The organism is Priestia sp. 53B2 (assembly GCF_056099005.1).
The window spans coordinates 880406-895876 of record NZ_JBLZXA010000020.1 but is presented as its reverse complement, the minus strand read 5'-3'; the positions used below and the strand labels follow the sequence as shown (position 1 = coordinate 895876).

Sequence of the window (15471 nt, the reverse complement as noted above, 5' to 3'; positions counted from 1 at the left end):
CATAGGAGCAACGTAAAAGATGAACTTATTTTATTTTCTAAAGGGGTTAGTGATCGGTTTTTCCGTTGCTGCTCCCGTCGGTCCCATTGGTATTTTATGTATTAATCGCACGTTATCTAAAGGGCGATTACACGGATTTGTATCCGGGCTGGGAGCAGCTACAGCAGATGCTCTTTATGGATGCATCGCTGCGTTTGGCCTAACGTTCATTACAACCTTTTTACTAACCCAAAAGATTTGGCTTCAGCTGATTGGGGGATTATTTTTATGTTATTTAGGTGTACAAACCTTTCGTTCTCAACCTGCAGAGCACGCTGCCGCTGCTAAAGGAGGGGGTTTGCTTCGTTCTTATACATCCGTTCTTTTTTTAACGGTTACAAATCCAATGACGATCTTATTTTTTATGGGCGTATTTTCTGGTGTAGGCATTAGTAAATCAGCATTTGATGTTGCTTCTGCTTTGACAATGGTTGCAGGCGTATTTTTAGGATCGGCCTGCTGGTGGCTTTCGCTCAGTTTTGCTATTAGTCTTGCATGGTCGAAGTTTACGAATAACAGCTTGATCTGGGTAAATCGTATTTCGGGAGCGGTTGTACTGACTTTCGGGATATTTACGTTATACAAGCTGCTATAAAAAGCAATTCGTTTCCTTTTATGGTGTATAATTACTTTTTAATAGAAAAGAATAATCTTAAAAAATACCCTAAACGCTGTCTTTTCTGTATAATAGATAAATAGAAAAACAGAAAAAGTATAAAAATGCTTGAAAACTACATACTCAATGATTAGTCTTCAAACATAATAAGGGGAAATAAAGCATGACCATTCTTCTAGTAGATGACAATCAAGTCAATCTATTTGTGATTGAAAAAATTTTAAAAGGCGCTGGCTACGATAACTGTGTGTCTCTTACGTCTGCCCATGCCCTTTTCGACTATCTTAACCTGGACGATGAGAACTCAAAAACGAATTCGGTCGATTTGATCTTACTTGATATTATGATGCCCGAAATTGATGGAATCGAAGCCTGCAGGCGAATTCAACAGGTAGAACGCTTAAAACATATTCCAATTATCTTTGTCACAGCTCTAGAAGACAGCAGCAAATTAGTAGAAGCTCTAGACGCTGGCGGAACAGATTACGTCACAAAGCCGATCAATAAAGTGGAACTGCTGGCTCGTATGCGGGTAGCTTTACGCCTTAAAGCAGAAATTGACTGGCACACGGAACATGAAAAGAAAATTCAAACTGAGTTAGATTTAGCTACGCACGTACAGCAAAACTTACTCAGTCCCCCTTTACGAGAGAAAGATATTCAAATGGAAGTTTCATATTATCCTTCTTTTAAATTAGCGGGTGATATGTACTATTGGCACAAAATTGACGAGCATCGGTACGGAATTATTCTTTTTGATATGATGGGGCACGGCATCTCTGCCTCGCTTGTTTGTATGTTTATTTCGTCTGTGCTCAGAGAAGCTATCAAGTCTCTCATAGACCCTGAGCAGGTTATTACAGAGTTGAATCGCTACATGGAATTATTGCACAGCGAAAAAGATGAAATCCCTTACTATTTCACTGCTATTTATTTAGTGATTGATACGGAAGCTAAGACAGTAGAATATGTGAATGCCGGGCATCCAGAAGGTTATATGTTAGTGGATGAGCATACGCTCGTTCCTCTTCAACGAGGAAGCTGCCCTGTAGGGTTTTTTGAAGAAATGGACGTTCAGAAATCTGTTGTCAGCTTTGAGAACGATGTGCAAATTTTGCTATTTACAGACGGAGCTCTTGAATCAATGGGCCCTTGCGAAAATGAATCTGCTCTTCGTCTTCAAAAGCTTACTGAACAAAAATGGACAAATCCGCAGACATTTATGAATGAAATTTTTTCAGAAGAACAAAAGTTAAATCAGCCTGATGACATGTGCGTGCTTATGATTCAAGCACAAGCAGAATAAAAAAAGACCTCACAAATGAGGTCTTTTTTTATTGTTTTTGATAGATGCGCTCGTTCCCTGCAAACTCGTTATAAGAAGCTGCTCCTTCAGCAAAGCGAAGCGTTTCTTTATCACCAAGCCCAAGAAATCCTTTTGCACACAGGCTTTCTGAAAATAAATTATACACTTGATTTTGCAGCTGAGCTGTAAAATAAATAAGGACGTTTCGGCAAATGATGACGTGAAATTCATTAAATGACTGATCCGTGACTAAATTATGCTGAGCAAAGATAATATTTTTTAACAGCGACGGATGAAAATATGCATAGTGATGGTCCGTCTGATAATATTCCGAGAAGGCGTTCTTTCCACCGGCTTGAATATAATTTTTTGTATATGACTTCATTTTACGCAAAGAAAAGGCACCTTGTTTTGCTTTTTCTAATACATCTTCGTTCATATCAGTTGCGTAAATGACCGTTTTATCCATTAACCCTTCTTCTTCTAAAAGAATCGCCATAGAAAATACCTCTTCGCCCGTTGCACAGCCAGCATGCCAAATGCGAATTTCCGGATAATCCTTTAATACCGGAATCACTTTTGTGCGAAATGCTTTAAAAAAGCTTGGATCGCGAAACATCTCTGTTACATTTATCGAAAAATCATTTAAAAGCTGATTCATAAATTCTTCTTCATGAATCGCTTTTTCTAATAATCTAGACACGGTTGGAATACGTTCAATTTTCATTCGATTATAGACCCGGCGACAGATAGAAGATTTAGCGTACTGTCTGAAATCGAATCCTGTTAATCGATAAATAGCCGTCAGCAGTAAATCAATCTCTAAATCTGTTTTTTTATTCATAACTAAGTCTTCACTTAAATCTAGGTGCTTCATATCCATTTATGTTTCATACCCCGCTTAATTTACTAGCCATACACGCATAACGGAGAACAGCTGATTTAAATCTAAAGGTTTGCTGATATAATCTGATGCTCCAGCTTCCAAGCATTTTTCACGATCATTTTTCATCGCTTTAGCAGTTAGTGCAATAATAGGCAAATCAACAAGCTTTAGCTCTCCTCTAATTTTCTGCATCGCTTCATATCCGTCCATTTGCGGCATCATAATATCCATTAAAATGAGATCAAATGGTTCACTATTTTTCATCATTTCAAGACACTCTATTCCGTTATGAGCTGTCATAATGGTCATACCTTGTTTAGCTAGCGCAGTTTTTAAGGCAAAAATGTTGCGCTGGTCATCATCCACGATGAGCACTCGCTTATCCTGAAACACATTTTCATCATCTTGCAATGAAGGTTCAACTGGTTGTACAGGATGGTCAATTTCAGTTATTTCTGCTTCAGGTTCAGCTTCTTCTACAGATACTGCTACTTCTTCATATGCAAAATTCACTTTTTCATAGTCAACAAGGCCGTTAGAGAGACTAGGAAGATAGAATGTAAACGTACTTCCTTTTCCTACTTCACTGCTTAGGGAAATCCAGCCGCCCAATAATTTTGCAAACTCACTGCAAATAGATAAACCAAGCCCCGTTCCTCCGTACTTGCGAACCGTAGCTCCATCCGCCTGCTGAAACGCTTCAAAAATAAGCTGATGCTTTTCTTTTGGTATACCAATCCCTGTATCAGCTACAGCTATTTCTAGCCAGCAATCCGTATCCACTGTACGCATAGCTGTTGTAAGACGATGGTCAGCTACTCGTTGAATGGATACTGTGACAGATCCCGATTCCGTAAATTTAAATGCATTTGATAAAAGATTTTTCACAATTTGCTGGAATCTCTTTTCATCTGTGTGAATGATGTCCGGTACATCTTGTGCTTTATTAATTTTTAATTGTACTTTTTTCTGTTCAGCAACGTGGCTGAAATTACGTTCAATTTGATCTGGAAGCTCACTCATATTCATCTCAGCAAGCAAGACATCTAGTTTTCCAGACTCTACTTTTGATAAATCCAAGATGTCGTTGATTAATGCCAACAAGTCTTTTCCTGAAGAATGGATAATACGAGCATATTCTTCTTCATCTTCAGATAGCGTTTTAGCCGCGTTTTCTTCAAGCATTTCAGACAGAATAAGAATGCTGTTAAGCGGTGTTCGAAGCTCGTGCGACATATTAGCAAGGAATTCAGATTTGTATTGAGAATTTAATTCCAGCTGATGCGCTTTTTCTTCTAAATCTTCTTTTGCAGCCTCTAATTCAAACGATTTTTCTTCTGCATCTTTTGTTCTTTCTTCTAGCTGTTCATTAATCATACGCAGCTCTTCAGACTGCATTTGCAGTTCTTCTGATTGTGTTTGAAGTTCTTCAGACTGAGCCTGGAGCTCTTCTGTCATCGCCTGAGATTCTTTTAATAGACGAGCAATTTCCATACGTCTGATTACTCCATTAATAGTGAGACCAAACGTTTCAATCACTTGACTAATAAGTTCTTGCTCTAAAACTGTAAATTCGTGCAGCGATGCCAGCTCGATAACAGCAATTACTTCATCTTCAAACAAGACGGGTACAATAAAAATACTCTTAGGTTTTACGTATCCTAATCCTGAAGTAATGAGCTGGTACGTGTCAGGTACATCGTTTATGACAAGGGTTCTTTTTTCTAAAGCAGCTTGTCCAATAAGCCCTTCGCCTATCAAAAAGCTTTCTCTTCCCGCGTCGCCTTTTCTATCTGCAAAAGCAGCTTGTTTGACGAATAGGTTTCCTTTATCATTTTCCTCTCGAACATAAAATGCTCCGAAAGAAGCTCCTGTCATTTCTGAGACCGTAAAGAGAAATTTTTCCGCAAGCTTGTCTACGGATGCTATGCCTTGGTACATCGTTACAGCATGAGCAATGTTCGTTTGAAGCCAGTTTCGCTCTTCAATATTTTCTAACAGCGCGTTCGTGGCTAGCCCTAAATCTTTAATTTCATCGTTAGATCGAACTTTAATTCTTCCTTTTAACTCGCCTTTTGAAGCCGTAATTCGTTTGATCGTTTGCGTAACTTCTTTAATCGTATTCACAATGGAATTGGACAAAACAATAGCGATAGCAAGTGAAATAAGCGTAACAAATAACAGCAAACCGTAAAGTCCGATTTTAATTTTTTGATTTTTCTCGTCCAACTCTGTTGCTCTTGTTTCAGTCGATTTTTTCTCTACATTTCTAAAAGAAGTAAACTGGCTGCGTATATCGTCCATATACTGGCGCCCAGGATCTTTCTCAAAAAATTGCTGAAGCTCTTTTGTATTATTTTCTTTTTTTAATGCAATGGTCGGTTCACCAGCAGCTTCAATCCAGTCTTGAATGCTTCCTTTAACCTTCTCCAGTTTCTCCTGCTGATTTGGATTATTATTTAGAAGCTGATACAGTGCATTATAATCTTTTTCCCAACTTGATGCTGCGCTGTTATAAGGTTCTAAGTAACTCGCTTCTCCTGTAATAATATAGCCTCTTTGTCCGGTTTCCATATCGAGCAGGTGTTTTTCAATTCGATTGGTCAGATCATGCACTTCAATATCATGATCAATGATAAAATTTCGTTCTTTTTGCAAAGATGAAATTTGACTGTTTAAAACAATAAATGCAATAAATAAACAGACAATAACAATTAAATATCCAATAATAATTTTGGATTTGATGCCAAACCTCATTTTCTTTTCCATAATGTTCCTACTTTCATTCTAGATATTCTTCTAGAAGCATTCGAAAAACATGTTTATTTTTGCCGCTGGACAATTTTACTTTCAGTACACACTCTCCACTCCATCTTCCTTTACTTGATAGGGCTTCTCTCTTTTTCCTATCAATTCAACATTCCTATTATACACTCTATTTTTGTACAGAAGAATATTTATTGTACAAGAGGGAAAGATTAATTTTCCAGTTTGCAAATATCTATTTTCAAGCTGTCTATAAAAATAGGCCCATGCTGTTAAAAGCATGAGCCTATCTTACAATATTTTTGTACACAATAAGGTAATGAAAAGTAATTTATGCTTTGGGGAATCACATAAATTATGACAACATAGGTATAAATAAATACTTACATGCGAAACGTAAAGCATTCATTATTTAAATTGTACTTGGATAATAGAAAACAATGCCACTTTTTTTAATTTAAATATATTTTTTAAACTTACATATCTACTTGCTGTACTTTTTATCTCGAGCTCTTTAACATTGCCAAAATCTCTGAGAGACTCGCGACGTTTTTATTTTGAAGCGTTTCAGCAAAATGTGATATTTTATAAAGCGTTTCCATGCTTTCAATCGGATATTTTCCAGCAGCAGTTTCAGCAGAAAGCATCACTGCATTCGTGCCATCAAGTACTGCCTGAAACACATCTGTCACCTCAGCCCTTGTAGGAATTGCGCTGCTCACCATTGATTGAAGCATTTGTGTCGCTGTGATCACATACTTGTTTTGCATCCGGCATTTATGAATTAATATTTTTTGGAGCAAAGGAATCCATTCATAAGGCAGCTCTACTCCTAAATCTCCTCGCGCAATCATAATTCCATCGCCTTCTTCACATATTTTCTTGAAATTTTCTATAGCTTCCATTGTTTCCACTTTCGCAATTAGCTTTGGTGTATTTAGATGTTTTAAATGGATAAAATCTTTAATGTTTTTTAAATGTTCAGGGGTTCTTACGAACGAACAAGCAAGAAAATCTACTTTTTCTTTCAATAAGAATACGATGTCTTTTTTATCTTTTTCAGTAATGGCTGGCAAGCGGACGCGAGCACCTGGCAAATTTACTCCTTTATGAGACGAAATAGATCCGCCTTTTTTTACCTTTGTGACAAGTGTATCTTCTTTTACTCTTTCAACAACCAGTTCTACTTGACCGTCATTCATTAAGATTTTGCTTCCTGTTTGCACATCCTTTACGATACCCTTATAGTCAACGCTGGCTCCTTTTTCATTTCCTGACATCTGCTCTGTATATAAAATAAACGATTCGTCTTCTTTTAACACTACTTCTTTTGACTTTATCACTCCAAGTCTAATTTTAGGACCTTGTAAATCTCCTAAAATTTGAATAGAGGAATTTAAAGACCTTAACGTATCTATAATTGTTTTATGACTTTCATGCGACCCATGAGATAAATTCAGCCGAGCAATTGTCATTCCTTTTTCCAACAGCCTCTCTAGTACATCTTTTTTATTACTAGCAGGTCCAATTGTACAGATTTTATCGATTGCCACTGCCTTTCACCATCCTTTTAATGTAGGATGCCCATTTCCATCAAAGAGATAAGCTTTATACAAAAATAGGTATATCACCACAAAAAAATGCCTCTTAGTCAATAACTTGCCTAAGAGGCAGCCCTTTTATTTCCCTTCTATTATTTTACCCAGCTTTCCGTCACTTTTTTATTTTTAGAAATCCAGTTTTTCACACCTTTTGTTTCGTCTTTTGCACTGTTAATTTCTGATTCTAATGATGCCAATTGATCAGCACTAATCGAAAAATCTTTCAGCCACTTTGCTGCTTCCGGATAATCTTCCTTAAAAGCTTTTTTACTGATTGACTGTATTTTCTCAGGTCCAGTCGGATTCATCGTATTTTTCGGATCTTTTAAGTATCTGAGATTATACTTTTCAAAAGCCCAGTGCGGGCGCCATAACGTAACAACAATAGGCTCTTTATTAGAAATTGCTTTATCCAATTCCGATAGCATCGCAGCTGTGCTGCTTTCTATTAAATGCCAGTCTGTTAAACCATAACTTGGCATGGCATGATCTTTCGTAAGACCGTTGATTCCAGATCCCGGTTCAATACTAATAATCTTTCCGTTAAACTCACCTTTCTTATTTTTTAAATCACCTATTGACTTCGCATCTACGTAGTCGGGAACAGCCAATCCGCTGTCTGCTTGATTGTACCAAGTACCGAGAACATCTACTTGTTTTCCGAACCTTTTCATATAAGAACTATGGGTAGTAGGCATCCATACATCCAAAAATAAATCAATATTTCCTTGAGCAACTCCTGAGAAAAGCGGTGCTACGTCACTTTGAACTGCTTTGACTTTATAGCCTTTTCCCTCTAATAATTCCTTCCATAGAAACGTAACGGCTACAGCTTCGTCCCATGGTATGTATCCAATTGTAATTTCTTTTTTAGTCGTCGTGCTGCTTGCCGTATTGCTGTTGCCGCATGCAGAGACAAGCAGCATAATGATAATTGTTAGCATAATAAAAAGAACTTTTTTTGATTGTTTCATATACTCCCACCTTTATTCATTTTATTTGCTTGATTGAACACCTCTGCTTTTTCGAGTAGAAAGATGCGTCAAACGATCTAAAATAACAGCAATAATGACAACGGCAATCCCACCGATAAACCCTAGACCTACATCCAGCATACTGATGCTTCGTAATACCTCTGCACCCAAGCCTCCTGCACCGACCATTGAAGAAATAACTACCATCGAAAGAGATAACATAATAACTTGGTTTACACCCGACATGATCATTGGCAAAGCCAGCGGCAGCTGTACTTTAATTAATTTTTGCCATTCCGTCGCTCCAAAAGCTTCCGCCGCTTCTAAAGTGGTTTGCGGAACTTGCTGAAGCCCAAGCAGCGTCAGACGGACGGCGGGCGGCATTGCGAAAATAAACGTAGCAATAAGAGCTGTAACATTCCCTAATCCAAATAAAAGCACGGACGGAATTAAATAAACAAAAGCAGGCATTGTTTGCATAATATCAAGAATCGGCTTTATCACTGCTCCAACTTTGTTAAAGCGGTGTGATAATGTGCCTAAAGGAACGCCGAATAGAAGTGAGATAATAGTAGAAGCTAAAACGAGAGATAAGGTCAGCATAGATGCTTCCCATAAATTCAAGCTAATAATAAGAAGTAAACCAAAACACGTAAATACAGCTATCTTCCAATCTGTTAACCATAGCGCTAATAGAACAAAAACAACGACCGTTACTAGCGGAGGAGAAGCGGTCAATACCCATTCGAGACTGCTTATTAAGCTGGTCATTATCTGGTTGATTCCAGTAAATATGCCTGAAAAACTATCAATCATGTAATCAACAAATGAGTTTGCCCATTTATCTAAAGGGATACGAGGAATCGTCTTGGAATTTACCATCATATTTATCGGACCTCCATTTGATATGACTTAAATTCTTGTTGCTCGGTCACTGCAGTACGTTCAGTGAGATTTGCAATAAGAGTGTTTGGGGAAATCATACCTTGTAGGCGATGATGATTATCAACAATGACTACAGGCGAATGACTGTCTGTAAATAAAGGGATAATTTCTTGTAAAGACATATCAGGATTAACACAATGCGGCTGTATCATTTCTTTTCCTTTTAAATCATGCTTATGAGCTTCTATCAGCTCCATCACTGTATAAATGCTCATTAAGCCCAATAAGCGGTCAGCGCTATCAAGAACAAAAATAGTAGATAAATGATTGGTTCTCATTCTTCTTAATACGACTTGCGGTGATTCATACTCATAGGCAGCCGTTTCTACCGGAACCACCGCGTCTTTAGCAAGGCGAATTTTGCCGTAATTAACGTCTTGTACAAGCAGCTTTACATAATCAGTTGCCGGTTGACTTAAAATATCTTCAGCGGTTCCAAGCTGTACAATTTCCCCGTCTTTCATCACGGCAGCCCGGTGGCCTAAAGTTAATGCTTCATCCAAATCATGCGTCACAAAAATAACCGTTTTTTGTACTTCTCCCTGAATATCAAGAAATAGCTTTTGCATATCTCTTCGAATAAGAGGATCTAAAGCTGAAAAAGGCTCATCCATCAGCAAAATCTCCTGTTCAGAAGCAAGAGCTCTCGCTAGTCCAACCCGCTGCTGCATACCTCCTGATAATTCATAAATTCTTTTATAAGCTTGTCCATTTAAGCCCACCATTTCAAGCGCCTTTTTCCCTCGCTTTTCTCTTTCGTTTGCTGATACGCCTTGTATCTCTAGACCGAACGTAATGTTGTCAATCACGGTGCGGTTTGGAAGGAGGCCCACATTTTGAAAGACCATCCCAATTTTATTTCTCCGGACTTCCTGAAGCTGTCTTTTTGGCATATGAGAAATATCTTTGTTTTCTAGATATACCGTCCCTTCTGTTGGTTCTACAAGCCCGTTCAAGCATCGAAGTAAAGTAGATTTCCCGCTTCCTGATAATCCAATTAACACAAAGGTTTCTCCCTTTTTCACTTCGAAATGAGCATTGTAAATAGCAACGGTTGTCTTAGTAGCTTGTTCGACTTCATATTTACTTTCTCCAGCTTCTCGTAGCTTAAGAGCCTGTTCTTTTTGGCGACCAAATACTTTTGAAACATCGGTAACGCGGATAATGGGTTCTGTTAGTTTAGAGCTTGTACTCAATTTATTTCCCCCTTATTTTAAAGTAGATTGTTAGAGGTGGTCTGACACCTCAAGGTAACGTGTCAGACCACTTCTACTTACTATTCGACCTTCATACCGATTGCTTCCAATACATAATTGTAAAAATGAGAAACGTGCTGTTCGATAGGTACTAAAATACCTCCTTCTTTATAAGATTTTGAGCTCATATTTTCTTGACACCACTCACACGCTTCAAAGTCTTGTAAATTAACGCGGTGAAATAATTCCACGGCATCTTTTGGGTCAAAATCAGGCTTAGCCATTTCTTCCGGGTCGAATAACCATTCACAAATCACTTTAGACTTTTCCGCACTAATTGGAATAATACGATGAATAATAACGTGATCCGGTGTTAAATTGATAAATACAAGCGGCAGAACGGTAATGCCAAAATACGTGCGGTCATCTTCAGGAAGCAATCCTTTTAGCATAGGACGGCTTCCTTTCCCGCTGATTGAAAAAGCTTCTAATTCATTCCCAAACTTAGCTCCGCCTCCCACGGAACTTTGAGTGCCGACTCCCGAACGAAATTCAGGCAGCGTTGCCGTAAGTTCAGGATGAATAGAGGAACAGTGATAGCACTCTTGAAAGTTTTCTACAATAAGCTTCCAGTTTGCCTCGACTTCATATTCTTCACGGTGAGCGGATTTCAAGTTTTGAATTTCATATCTAGCAAACGTATAAAGTTCTCCAAAACGATCAAAAATTTGTGTGTCTAGCTGATATTCAACAGACATAGGATTGTCTGATAAATTAACCCAAACCATGCCGTGCCACACTTCAATGTGAACGGATGTTAGCCCGTAATTTTCGTTATGCACGAGTTCTTCTCGACAGTGGCTTGTGTTAGGAACACCTACCAAATCACCATCTAAGCTATAGCTCCACGAATGATATGGACAGCGAATGACACCTGCTTTACCGGATGCTTGGCTGCACAGCTTAGCTCCTCGATGCCGACATACGTTCAAGAATCCACGCAGCACGTGATCTTTTCCTCTAGTAATTAAAATATTTTCGCCTTCAACTCTCGTCGTAATATATTGTCCTGGTTCTGCTATTTCGTATTCAAATGCAACTAAACTCCATGATTTAGAAAATATATGGTCTTTTTCTAACTTAAAAATGTCCGAAGATGTATACAGCTCTCCTTTCAACGTGGGCTCAAGTCTCCCCTTATCATTCACTAAACCATGTTCCATAACCATCTACTATTCCTCCTTCGCTTCTTTAGAAACATTTAAATAGAACCATTCGTAAGAACTGACAACGATTTATACTATTTTATTCGCCGCAAATCGCTGCGGAGTAAACAAATCAATTGGGTGGTTGGTTTTTCCCTCTATCACTAAATCTGCTAAAATCTCTCCTACTACGCTCGCAAACTTAAAACCATGTCCAGAAAATCCCGCTGCAATCGCTACTTGAGGATATTCAGGATGCAGTGAAATGACAAAATGTTCATCTGGTGTATTGGTATACATGCACGTTTTCCCTTGTAAAAATCGACCGTTAAGCTGCGGAATACCTTGAGCTAGATAGTGCCGCATCATGTTCACTTCGTCTTCATATATATTTCGATCAATCGTTTCCGGCGTACACGCTGTTCCTTTTCGAAAAAACGCCACTTTTGCTCCTTCAGCCTTTAATCCAAAAGAAGGGAAACCATACAACTGTACATAATCATCTGCTTCCCAAATATAAATCGGCTGTTTTCCCACTGAAAAAACATCTATTCCTTGTGTTGGTTCAAAAAACATTTGCACATGACGCTCTACTTGTAAGCTAACACCTAAATCCTGTAATAAATCGGGTGCCCAAGCGCCTGCAGAAATAATGATTTTTCCAGCTTCATATATTCCATTAGCTGTTACAACGCGCACGCCTTCACCAGAGGGATGAGCTTCCCACGACACCACTTCCTCAAAAAAATGAAGCTCAGCTCCGTACTTTTCTGCTTGAAGAAGGTGAGTATATACGCTCGCTTCCGGCCTAACGAATCCAGCTCTTTCTTCATATAGAGCAACCGTAGCAGGTGAAGGTGTAAACGCCGGAAACCGTTTGTAAATATCCTTTGCTTCTAGAATCTCATACGCAAGATTCCAATGTTTAGAGCTTTCGATGCTTCCAGAAACCGTCAAGCTATCAGGAGGTCCCATCATAAGTCCACCGGTAACCGTAAGAATTTCTTGACCGCTTTCTCTTTCAATTTCATTCCATAATTCGTAGGCGCGAAGCAATAATGGAACGTAAGCAGGGTCTTCAAAATACGACTGTCGAATGATTCTAGAACCGCCGTGACTCGATCCTAGGTCATGAGCGGGACCGTATTGTTCTAACCCCAATACCCGCTGACCTTTTTTGGCGAGCTGATAAGCAGCCGTACTCCCCATAGCTCCTAATCCGATAATAATCACATCATAATGTGTTGACATCTGCATTCCTCCTGTCTTTCGATTGATCAATTAAACTACCGCTGGGGAGTGTGTCATCATTGTTGCTTTATAACGCTGACCAAAGTATTCAACTTCTAAAACCATTTCTTCATGTACGGCTTGAGATAATAAAGTGTGTACAATTCCTTTTCCTAAGCTGTATGAATAGCCGGCACTTGTCACAAATCCGAGGGCTGTTTCTCCATAAAAGACCGGTTCATATCCCATTACTATTGCTGAAGGATCATCTAATATCAGCGTCGCTAATACTGTTTCAGAATCTTTTCGCTGACGATCAAGCAATGCCTCTTTTCCAATAAAAACTGGTTTTGTTAAATCAACCATTTCATGAAGGTTAACTTCATATGGATGATGCTCGCTCCAAAAGTCTTTCCCGCTTTTTAACGAAAAAGATTCAATTCGAAGGTTTTCAAGAGCTCGGTCTCCCGCGGCAATCAGCTGATAAGGCTGTCCTTGTTCAATTAATAAATCCCATAAATTCAGGCCTTGATCAGAAGTCGTAATCAACTCCCAGCTCTCCATTCCCCCGTAGGAATCACGCAGAGCAAGAACTGAACTATTTTCAATAAACAGGGTTTTCGCTTGCCCTTGAATCCAAGTGCTGCTAAGGTCTGAGCGTTGAACCACGGAATTCATTACTCCTGTAGATTTAGGACCAATTAATGCTATACTGCATGTCCCTGACGTTACATCTTGAAAAACAACTTGACCGTCTTGAGGCACGTGTTTTTGAATCCAGCTTGCTTCTACAGCTCCCGTGCAAACAATCAAGAAAGTGGATATATTTTTGCGAATAACCGTTATTTGATCTTTTATGCCGCCTAGCTCATGCAACATACACGTACGTATGCTTTGACCTACTGTAATGTCTATATTTCCTGTCGTTAGCTTCTGTAAAAACTGGAGGGATCCTTCTCCTTTAATTTCTAACCTTTTCTTTGCTGCCGTTGTATCGTAAAGCGCTGCGTACTGACGAGTATGCAAATGTTCAGCCTCAATAATCGGTGACCAATATTCAGCGGACCACCCATCCCTTATTGCCATTACCTTTTCATAAGTAGATATAAGGGAAGAGTTAGCTTCATACCACTGCGGCTGCTCCCAACCTGCTTTTTCGTTAAAATACGCTTTTAGTTCTTGCTGACGCATATAAAATGGACTTACGCGCATGTTTCGCGATACTTTTCGCTGCATAAATGGATGATGAATGCTATAAACTTCTTCGTACTCTTCAATGGACCTCTGTTTATAATAAGCAGGGCTACATGCATACGTATCAAAACGATTAATATCGCATAGCTCTAAATCCACAGTCGGTGCACCATTCATCATCCATTCAGCCATTTGCCTAGCGATACCTGCAGAGTGAGTTACCCATATGGCTTCTGCTACCCAAAATCCCTTTACCTCTTGTGATTCTCCAAGCACCGGCATCCCATCGGGTGTGAAGGAAAAGATACCGTTCATTCCTTTTTTTATCCCCGCTTGTTTTAATGCCGGAATTAACTCCACTGCATCTTCCCATGGCTTTTCAAAATCCTTCGACGTAAAAGGTTTGATAGAAGGCATTTCTTTTGTTTCTCCGTATTTTGTAATGTCACTGAGTTCGACTGGAAACGGCTCATGCTGATATGATCCAATCCCAAGCCCTTTCTCTACCTGACGAAAATAAATTGCATTATCCTGATCTCGAATAAGAGGAGTCGCGGCTTCTTCCGTTTCTCCGTTTAATTCAAGTAAATCATTTGTAAACACATATTGATGAGCCATTGGCTGAAGAGGAATCTTTACACCGACCATTTCTCCGATGCGAGGTCCCCAAAATCCGGCACAGCACACGATTACATCTGCTTCAAATTTTCCAGTGCTCGTGTACACTGCTTTTACTTGACCATTTTTCACTTCAATATTCGTCACTTCTGTATGACCGTAAAATTCTACTCCGCACTCTTTAGAAAAACGAGTCATTTTATCAACGGCATGCAAAGGTTTGGCAATACCGTCTGACGGAACATAGAGACCTCCGCAAATACGCTCAGGACAAATCAGCGAATTTTTTTCCGCGCATTCCTGCGGTGAAAGAAGAAAAGCTTCGATGCCCCATGATCTGGCAACACCAGCCTTTCTCTTTAGATCTTCTAATCGCTCGGATGTACGGGCAACTTCTAAACTACCGACCGGGTAAAAAGAGCGCTGTGCATCTGTACTCAATTCTTTAAAGGTCTCGACTGTTTGAGAAGCTAGTGTTGTCAGGATTTTTGAAAAGCTAAGCTGAAATACAAGCCCTGGAGCGTGAGAAGTAGATCCTCCCGTTTCAAACAAAGGGCCTTGCTCAATCACTGTTATGTTTCTTTGCCCCATTTTACTTAAATAATAGGCAATGCTGCACCCGACAATTCCAGCGCCTATTACTACTATCCTCTTATGTTCCATCACTACATATCTCCCTCCTTTTTTAATTCAAAGATGTTAAATATTGTCGATAGTCAATTATATTTTTAATTTTCCTAATTTTCAAAGTATTTTGTTAAAAAGTGTGACATAGATTTTTTTGGACTTTCGTCCGCTAATGTTCGGATAACGCTTTCTTAACTTTAAAATCCCAGAAAAACCGCCGTCTTTTTCTTTCGAATAACGAATTTTAAAGAAACTATCTATCTGTCAA

General features: G+C 39.0%; 11 protein-coding genes. 2 read left to right on the top strand and 9 right to left on the bottom strand.

All coding sequences use genetic code 11. The features are described from left to right. Positions 1 to 19 precede the first annotated feature (19 nt). Entirely contained in the window at positions 20 to 634 is a 615-nt protein-coding gene (locus tag ACN6NE_RS18695; protein ID WP_474326471.1) for a LysE family translocator, read from the top strand. 184 nt (positions 635 to 818) lie between these two features. Continuing rightward, positions 819 to 1961: a SpoIIE family protein phosphatase gene (locus ACN6NE_RS18690; RefSeq protein WP_013056254.1), complete on the top strand. Its 1143-nt coding sequence runs from the start codon at positions 819 to 821 to the stop codon at positions 1959 to 1961. A gap of 28 nt (positions 1962 to 1989) precedes the next feature. Here the strand turns inward: ACN6NE_RS18690 and ACN6NE_RS18685 are convergent, their stop codons facing one another. The 9 genes from ACN6NE_RS18685 to ACN6NE_RS18645 form a co-directional block, all read right to left on the bottom strand. After that, positions 1990 to 2844 (bottom strand): CheR family methyltransferase, encoded by an 855-nt coding sequence (locus tag ACN6NE_RS18685; RefSeq protein ID WP_129707386.1) that lies wholly within the window; start codon positions 2842 to 2844, stop codon positions 1990 to 1992. Between the two features lie 18 nt (positions 2845 to 2862). Next, complete coding sequence (locus ACN6NE_RS18680; RefSeq protein ID WP_474326467.1) at positions 2863 to 5616, bottom strand: CHASE3 domain-containing protein; 2754 nt, start codon at positions 5614 to 5616, stop codon at positions 2863 to 2865. 497 nt (positions 5617 to 6113) lie between these two features. Continuing rightward, positions 6114 to 7166, bottom strand: a complete 1053-nt coding sequence (locus ACN6NE_RS18675; RefSeq protein WP_129707382.1) for a pyruvate kinase — start codon at positions 7164 to 7166, stop codon at positions 6114 to 6116. A gap of 140 nt (positions 7167 to 7306) precedes the next feature. Further along, complete coding sequence (locus ACN6NE_RS18670) at positions 7307 to 8188, bottom strand: glycine betaine ABC transporter substrate-binding protein (RefSeq protein WP_129707380.1); 882 nt, start codon at positions 8186 to 8188, stop codon at positions 7307 to 7309. A gap of 21 nt (positions 8189 to 8209) precedes the next feature. Next, positions 8210 to 9073: an ABC transporter permease gene (locus tag ACN6NE_RS18665; RefSeq protein WP_474326463.1), complete on the bottom strand. Its 864-nt coding sequence runs from the start codon at positions 9071 to 9073 to the stop codon at positions 8210 to 8212. 2 nt (positions 9074 to 9075) lie between these two features. Then, positions 9076 to 10329: a quaternary amine ABC transporter ATP-binding protein gene (locus ACN6NE_RS18660; protein ID WP_474326460.1), complete on the bottom strand. Its 1254-nt coding sequence runs from the start codon at positions 10327 to 10329 to the stop codon at positions 9076 to 9078. Positions 10330 to 10409: 80 nt separating this feature from the next. Then, the gene (locus tag ACN6NE_RS18655) at positions 10410 to 11558 is read right to left on the bottom strand and encodes an aromatic ring-hydroxylating oxygenase subunit alpha (protein WP_129707374.1); all 1149 of its coding nucleotides are present in this window, start codon (positions 11556 to 11558) and stop codon (positions 10410 to 10412) included. Positions 11559 to 11624: 66 nt separating this feature from the next. Next, positions 11625 to 12785 (bottom strand): N-methyl-L-tryptophan oxidase, encoded by a 1161-nt coding sequence (gene solA, locus ACN6NE_RS18650; RefSeq protein WP_129707372.1) that lies wholly within the window; start codon positions 12783 to 12785, stop codon positions 11625 to 11627. 30 nt (positions 12786 to 12815) lie between these two features. Next, positions 12816 to 15239 (bottom strand): GcvT family protein, encoded by a 2424-nt coding sequence (locus tag ACN6NE_RS18645; protein ID WP_474326661.1) that lies wholly within the window; start codon positions 15237 to 15239, stop codon positions 12816 to 12818. Positions 15240 to 15471 lie beyond the last annotated feature (232 nt).

Coding starts and splice junctions, on each gene's coding strand:
- ACN6NE_RS18695 (WP_474326471.1), top strand. CDS start 20: ATGAACTTATTTTATTTTCTAAAGGGGTTAGTGATCGGTTTTTCCGTT.
- ACN6NE_RS18690 (WP_013056254.1), top strand. CDS start 819: ATGACCATTCTTCTAGTAGATGACAATCAAGTCAATCTATTTGTGATT.
- ACN6NE_RS18685 (WP_129707386.1), bottom strand. CDS start 2,844: ATGGATATGAAGCACCTAGATTTAAGTGAAGACTTAGTTATGAATAAA.
- ACN6NE_RS18680 (WP_474326467.1), bottom strand. CDS start 5,616: ATGGAAAAGAAAATGAGGTTTGGCATCAAATCCAAAATTATTATTGGA.
- ACN6NE_RS18670 (WP_129707380.1), bottom strand. CDS start 8,188: ATGAAACAATCAAAAAAAGTTCTTTTTATTATGCTAACAATTATCATT.
- ACN6NE_RS18665 (WP_474326463.1), bottom strand. CDS start 9,073: ATGATGGTAAATTCCAAGACGATTCCTCGTATCCCTTTAGATAAATGG.
- ACN6NE_RS18655 (WP_129707374.1), bottom strand. CDS start 11,558: ATGGTTATGGAACATGGTTTAGTGAATGATAAGGGGAGACTTGAGCCC.
- solA (WP_129707372.1), bottom strand. CDS start 12,785: ATGTCAACACATTATGATGTGATTATTATCGGATTAGGAGCTATGGGG.
- ACN6NE_RS18645 (WP_474326661.1), bottom strand. CDS start 15,239: ATGGAACATAAGAGGATAGTAGTAATAGGCGCTGGAATTGTCGGGTGC.